The sequence below is a fragment of the Flavobacteriales bacterium genome (assembly GCA_020435415.1).
Taxonomy (GTDB): Bacteria; Bacteroidota; Bacteroidia; order JACJYZ01; family JACJYZ01; genus JACJYZ01.
Genome location: JAGQZQ010000128.1, coordinates 1 through 6,951, shown reverse-complemented (window position 1 = coordinate 6,951; position 6,951 = coordinate 1). Strand labels below are relative to the sequence as shown.

5 protein-coding genes and 1 tRNA gene are annotated in these 6,951 nt (G+C 51.3%); 5 read left to right on the top strand and 1 reads right to left on the bottom strand.

Annotation, left to right across the window (positions count from 1 at the left end; genetic code table 11):
* The 3 genes from KDD36_14250 to KDD36_14240 all read left to right on the top strand — a co-directional run.
* The coding region (locus KDD36_14250) for a hypothetical protein (GenBank protein MCB0397809.1) at nucleotides 1-2,736 on the top strand (2,736 nt) is incomplete at its 5' end.
* Nucleotides 2,736-5,099: a penicillin-binding protein 1C gene (pbpC, locus tag KDD36_14245; GenBank protein MCB0397808.1), complete on the top strand. Its 2,364-nt coding sequence runs from the start codon at nucleotides 2,736-2,738 to the stop codon at nucleotides 5,097-5,099. The genes KDD36_14250 and pbpC, both read left to right, overlap by 1 nt.
* Nucleotides 5,100-5,247: 148 nt before the next feature.
* A tRNA-Arg gene (locus KDD36_14240) sits at nucleotides 5,248-5,319 on the top strand.
* Between the two features lie 102 nt (nucleotides 5,320-5,421).
* On the opposite strand, the gene KDD36_14235 is transcribed toward KDD36_14240, so the two are convergent.
* Nucleotides 5,422-5,769 (bottom strand): four helix bundle protein, encoded by a 348-nt coding sequence (locus KDD36_14235; protein ID MCB0397807.1) that lies wholly within the window; start codon nucleotides 5,767-5,769, stop codon nucleotides 5,422-5,424.
* A 653-nt stretch (nucleotides 5,770-6,422) separates the two neighbouring features.
* Between KDD36_14235 and KDD36_14230 the strand changes: the two genes are divergently transcribed.
* Together KDD36_14230 and KDD36_14225 are read left to right on the top strand one after the other, a co-directional pair.
* Nucleotides 6,423-6,713: a helix-turn-helix transcriptional regulator gene (locus tag KDD36_14230; GenBank protein MCB0397806.1), complete on the top strand. Its 291-nt coding sequence runs from the start codon at nucleotides 6,423-6,425 to the stop codon at nucleotides 6,711-6,713.
* The coding region (locus tag KDD36_14225) for an N-6 DNA methylase (GenBank protein MCB0397805.1) at nucleotides 6,703-6,951 on the top strand (249 nt) is incomplete at its 3' end. The genes KDD36_14230 and KDD36_14225, both read left to right, overlap by 11 nt.

The following is a 6,951-nucleotide window of genomic DNA, read 5'->3' as shown; positions in this document are numbered from 1 at the left end:
CCCGACTGGGGCCGCTATTTCGTTCGCGTTGTTGATCTGGATGGAGGACACAGCACAGGTAAGGCGGTGTACATTGACTGGCCGGGATGGGCAGGAAGAGCGCGTAACGATGGAGACGGCGGTGCCGCCATGTTATCGTTTACTGCAGACAAGCAGGAATACCAGGTTGGTGAATCCGTATCCCTGACCATTCCCTCTGCAAAGAACGGTCGTGCCCTGGTAACCATCGAATCAGGAAGCAGTGTGCTTGACGCAAAATGGCTGGAGACCGTCGACGGGCAAACCAGTTATTCCTTTCCGGTAACCAAGGCGATGGCACCGAACGTTTACATTCACGTTTCCCTGCTGCAACCCCATGGCCAGGAAGGCAACGACCGTCCCATCCGCATGTATGGCGTGGTACCCATCAAAGTTGTTGATCCCTTTTCCATCATCAAGCCTGTCATTTCAATGCCGGATGTTCTCAGACCCGAAGAGGATGTGACCATCGCGGTCTCCGAAGCATCAGGACATCCGATGACCTATACCATTGCCATTGTGGATGAAGGTCTGCTGGGTCTGACACGGTTCAAAACACCCGACCCGTGGTCTGCCTTCTATGCCAAGGAAGCCCTCAATGTAAAAACATGGGATATCTACGACATGGTCATGGGGGCATACGGCGGTAAGCTGGACAAGCTTCTGGCCGTTGGTGGTGATGAAGTGAACCGTCCAAAAGGCGGAAAGAAAGCACAACGCTTCAAACCGATGGTGCGATACCTCGGCCCGTTCTACCTCAAGAGCGGAAAACAGGATCATCGCGTGCATATCCCCCGCTACATCGGTGCGGTACGAACCATGGTGATCGCCGGCGACAATGGCGCATATGGTGCGGCGGAGAAATCCACACCGGTGAGAAAGCCGGTGATGGTCCTGGCCACCCTGCCCCGGGTGATCGCACCGGGAGAACATGTTGGCATGCCGGTAACCGTATTTGCCATGGAAAAGAATGTCAAAAAGGTTCAGGTGAATATTAAAACGGAAGGTCAGCTGAAACTGATGGGACCTGCCAGTCAGAGTGTATCATTCTCCGAAGTGGGTGACCAGACCATCCATTTTGATTTGAAAGTGCTGGAAGCCACCGGTACAGGCAAAGTGACCGTAACAGCCACCAGCGGATCGGAGAAAGCCACCTATGAAGTGGAAATGGAAGTGCGTCCTCCGAACCTCCCGTCCACCGAGGTGATCTCCCAAATGATCCCTGCCGGCCAGTCATGGTCTCCCGACTTCGATGCTTTTGGACTGGCAGGCACCAACAGGGCCACCATAGAGGTTTCATCCCTTCCACCCCTTGACCTTGAGAAGAGAATCCGATATCTGATCCAGTACCCACATGGTTGTGTGGAGCAAACAACATCCGGTGCATTCCCGCAACTCTATCTGGATGCTTTGATGGAATTGACACCTGCAGCCAAACAAACCATCCGCCAAAACATCAACGCAGCCATCCAACGGCTGCTGAACTTCCAGCAACCGGGAGGCGGCATGTCATACTGGCCCGGAAATTCCGATTATTCTGAATGGGGCACCACCTATGCCGGTCACTTTATGATCGAAGCAGCAGCGAAAGGTTATTCAGTACCCACTTCCTTCCTTACACGTTGGGTCAAGTTCCAAACCAATGCGGCCCTTCAGTGGAAGTATGACATTCACCATTCCGATCTGCAACAGGCTTACCGCCTCTATACATTAGCACTGGCGAAGAGTCCGGCCATGGGTGCCATGAACAGACTCCGGGAATCATCCAACTTGTCAACCGCAGCCAAATGGCGACTGGCAGCTGCATATGCGCTGTGCGGCCAGATAGAAACGGCGAAAAAGCTGACCATGAATCTGCCCAAGGACTCCTCACCCTATCAGGAGCTGAGCTATACCTACGGTTCGCGGGAACGCGACCTGGCGATGGTGCTGGAAACACTCCTGCTTTTAAAACAGGACCAGGAGGCATTCAAATTACTTCAGCTCCTCTCCAAAGAACTTAGTACCAACCGCTGGATGAGTACCCAGACTTTGGCGTATTCTCTCCTTGCCGTTGGAAAATATTCCCAGAATGTGACCAGTTCAACACTCGATTTCTCCACCACGGTCAACAACGGAAAAGTCATACTGGTTAAACAAACCAAACCGGTACACCAGCAAACCTTTAATCCTAAAATGAAAGATAACAAGGTGATCGTGAAGAACACCAGCAATGGCGCACTATACGCACGCATCTGTATGCAAGGCATCCCTCCGGCAGGAGAAGAAACAGACGGCGCAAGTGACCTCACACTGTTTGTGAATTACAAGACACTGGATGGCTATGCGATAGACGTATCCAGGCTGGAACAGGGCACAGACTTCATGGCGGAAGTCACCATTACACACACCGGAGTTCGCGGCATCGATTATGATCAGATGGCCCTCAGTCAACTCTTCCCGTGTGGATGGGAGATCATCAACACGAGACTGGACGACAACGAGACCCTGGGAAGAGGCATCGACCAACCGACCTATCAGGACATCCGTGATGACAGGGTATACACCTATTTCAATGTGGGAAGGTCTAACAAGAAAACGTTCCGAGTGCTGTTGAATGCAAGCTATCTCGGACATTATTACCTGCCGGCTGTCCAGGCTTCAGCGATGTATGACGAAACCATTTATGCCCGGAAAAAAGGACAATGGGTGGACATCGTGAGGTCACCGGAGCAGTGATGACGCGAAGGCGCAGAAAAAGGTTGATCTGGCTTGGTGCCGGAACGGTTTTATTCATCCTGTTCTGGAACTGTCTGCCTGATCCACTTTTCAACGAACCGGTATCTACGGTTATCGAAGACCACGAAGGTCATCTCCTGGGTGCAGGGATCGCTACAGATGGACAGTGGCGGTTTCCGTCAGGTGACCGGGTGCCGGAAAAATTCAGGAAGGCATTACTGACTTTTGAAGACAAGCGGTTCTACTATCATCCCGGCGTGGACCCTATTGCGCTGGCACGTGCCATCTGGCAGAACATCAGCGAAGGACGTACCGTCAGCGGAGGCAGCACCATCACCATGCAGGTGGTCCGGCTGGCACGCAAAGGAAAGGCCAGGACCCTGAAAGAAAAGATGATTGAAGTGGTGATGGCCCTTCGGCTGGAACTTACAAACTCTAAGGAAGAGATCCTTGCCCTGTACGCCGCACATGCACCCTTTGGCGGAAACGTGGTTGGGCTGGAAGCAGCCTCCTGGCGCTACTTCTCACGCAGCCCGGATCAGTTGTCGTGGGCGGAAGCCTCGGTGCTCGCCGTTCTGCCTAATGCCCCTTCCCTCCTTTTTCCGGGAAAAAACGAGCGGTTACTAAAAGATAAAAGGGATCGCCTGCTGGATCATCTCCTCGAAAACGACGATCTGACCGAAGAAGAAACGCAACTGGCAAAGCTGGAGACCACACCGACGGGTCCCACCCCTCTACCGCAAAACACCATGCACCTGCTACAGCGCATTACGCAGGAACACGGACCGGGCCGTTACCGCACCACCCTCCGCCAAACCATGCAACGGCAGGCAGTGGAAGTCATCGAACGTCACCTCACAGAACTATCCGCCAACGGCATCTTCAATGCAGCAGCACTGATCCTCGATACCCGTACGGGAAATGTCCTGGCCTATGTGGGCAACGGCCGTGGGAAAGATCACCGGAAACACGGCCGCCAGGTGGATGTGATCACCGCACCCAGAAGCACAGGCAGTATTCTCAAACCCTTCCTCTATGCCGCAATGCTCACTTCAGGAGACATCCTTCCGGAAGCACTGGTGGCCGACATCCCCATCAACATCGGTGGTTATGCACCCACCAATTTCGATCGCGGTTTTAATGGTGCCGTTCCCGCCAGCCGCGCCCTCGCCAAATCCCTGAACATTCCCGCGGTGGTCATGTTGCAGGATTACGGCATCGAGCGTTTTCATCACATCCTGAAAAAAAGCGGACTCACCACCCTCAATCAACCGGCCATGCATTACGGTTTGTCCATGATACTCGGCGGCGCGGAAGCCACATTATGGGATCTTTGCGGAACCTATGCTTCAATGGCCAGATCGCTGAACCACTTCAACGAACGCAACGGACGTTATTTTCCATCCGACTATCATGCACCCCGGTACCTCGCAGATAATACAAATAACTCCGACCCCTATACCTCTTCGCACCTGGGCGCCGGTGCCATCTGGACCACCTTCAACACGATGCTGGATGTAGAACGTCCGGAGGAAGAAGGCGACTGGCACGAATTTTCCTCTTCCCGGATGGTCGCCTGGAAAACAGGAACCAGTCTGGGATTCCGCGACGGATGGGCCATTGGCGTCACACCGGATTTTGTGATCGGTGTGTGGACAGGCAATGCGGATGGTGAAGGCCGGGCGGGGTTGATCGGATTACGCGCTGCGGCACCGGTTTTGTTTGACCTCGTACGCATCCTGCCTGAAGGAAAGCAATGGTTTGATAGGCCATATGACGATCTCATCAAAGTTGCGGTTTGCAGACAAAGCGGTTACCGCGCCGGACTGTTGTGTGAAGATCAGGACAGCGCCTTCGTACCAGCCCTGGGTGAACGTTACCCGGCTTGTCCTTATCATAAAATAGCTCACCTGAGCAAGGACGAAAAATGGCAGGTACATGCAACCTGTGCGTCATTATCCGACATGGTAAGCCGGCCGTGGTTCGTGCTACCTCCGGCCATGGAGTGGTATTATACAAAACATAACGCCATGTACCGGCCACTTCCATCCTATCGGAGCGACTGCCTGGAAGACATGGCCTACGACAACCACAACCGCTCGATGGAGCTGGTATATCCGCGGCACAGCGCACACATTTTTGTCCCCACGGAATTGGGCGGTACCCTGGGTGCAACGGTATTTGAAGCAGCACACCGCGATGTGGATGCGACCATATTCTGGTACCTCGATGACACCTTCCTCGGAAACACAAAAGGAGAACACCGCATGGCCTTCACCCCGACAGAAGGAGCGCATACCATCACCCTGGTGGATACGAAAGGTGAAGAATTCAGGAAGACATTCGAAGTGATTGGGAGGTAAACGGCTATTCCACTTTTTCCATTATTTTTGCATCGGCCGCCGAAGCCTTGGCGAAGGCGGTCATCGATCGCCTTCGCCCATACGTACGGGAGAAAGCGGTCACAGTCATTTTAAAATTGATAAATTATCTCAATTGTCAAATTGAACTGGCCCTGTAGTTTAATGGATAGAACGAGAGTTTCCGGAACTCTTGGTGGGGGTTCGATTCCCTCCGGGGCTACTAAAACAGCAAGAGCATACGGCAACAGCATACAGTGAGCGCGAGTTGGCTTATGCTCTTGTTGTTTTTGGCCCTGTTGCAGTATGCAGTTGCTGACCTTAACTATTCCGACAATTTCCTGATCATGCTATAAAGCATCTTCGACAATTCTTCCAGCTTGTTTAGAAAGTCTTGGCAGGAACCTTCCGCTTTAGGATGGAGATCCCGGAGGTAGTCAAAGATCCCAGCGCATTCAAATACGGAGCCCCTTGCCACGATAAAAAAGTTCTTCTTATCACGTTTGGTGAACCGGCCGGCGCCTTCGGCAATGTTCAGCATGATGCTGAACGAAGCGCGCTTCAATTGGTCATTGGTAACCGAGTCAGTTTTGGCCTCTTTCAGAAACTGCACTACATCTTTGTGCAATTGCTTGGCTTTGTGGTAAACGTCCAGTCTTTGAAAATCGAACATTGTGTGTGATTGCGTTGGGACAAAGCTGGGGATTTCCCGGAATGCAATGGAAACAAAGGGATGTAAAAAGTCACCGGAGTAATTTTAGGGCGCACATTGGCTCACATGCTCAGCTTAAGAAACAAACCATTTCCACCTGAAGGCGGGAATTATCGGGTACCGAACTGTATGCTGTTGCTGTATGCAGTTGCTGTCTTGGTCCGCAATCCGGGCAAGTCATTCCTCGCCCACCGTAGCTCCGACGCAGGAGGAGCGAAGGTGGGCATCTATGTCTTCCAGACGACCAAAGAGGGCAATTTCCGTGGGGCCAACGCCTTTCAGCATGATGTGGATGTAGTCATTGAACTGCCCGAAAAGGCCGTGCCGTACAGTTCGGCAGGTTTAACCAGGGCGGGGAGATTAATGTGTTTACAACATCTTTTCAGAATTTTTAGATATGGCTCAGCATTTAATCGACCGTAATTATAAAGACCCTACCGCAATTCTTGCTGATTCAACTTTAGAAAGTCATTAGATAAACACCCCACTTGAGGGTATTCAGCATCCTCTATTTCCTCAACATGCTGAAATCAGTTTACCACTACTTTTTGCTTTTACTAACGTTTTCATTTCCTATATTAGCCATAATTTGACAAGTCATATATTAACAGGTCATGCGATTTGGTGAAAGAATAAGAGAGCTAAGAGAAAGCCAGGGATTGTTGCAACGGCAGTTAGCCGCCAGTCTTGAAATAGACACCCCTATGTTCAGCAAAATTGAACGTGGTGAACGGAAAGCTAAACGGGAACAGGTAGAGCAGTTAGCCTCTTTGCTTCATGCCAACTTATCTGATTTGCTCAGGATTTGGCTGGCAGACCAGATAATAGATTTAGTCAAAGACGAGCCACAGGCAAGTGAAGCATTAAAAACCGCATTAAAAGAGATAAAGAAAGATGAGCATTAATATCCTCAAATACGAATCAGACGTTTGGCGCACAGCCGATTTATTGATTGGTGCAGGAATCAAACAGAGTGATTTCCCCAAATACATGATGCCCTATTTCGCCCTACTTATGGTCGAAAGTAGATTGATTCGGGAAGCCGCCCGATTGGAAGAAGAAATAGGCAAAGACAACATTGATGATTTCGTAGAAATGTTCCAGCTCGAAGGATTGGGATATAACGACTACCTCATCCGCAAG

Bases quoted from the DNA above. Each gene is read 5' to 3' on its own strand.
- pbpC (MCB0397808.1), top strand. From the start codon at position 2,736: ATGACGCGAAGGCGCAGAAAAAGGTTGATCTGGCTTGGTGCCGGAACG.
- KDD36_14230 (MCB0397806.1), top strand. From the start codon at position 6,423: ATGCGATTTGGTGAAAGAATAAGAGAGCTAAGAGAAAGCCAGGGATTG.
- KDD36_14235 (MCB0397807.1), bottom strand. From the start codon at position 5,769: ATGTTCGATTTTCAAAGACTGGACGTTTACCACAAAGCCAAGCAATTG.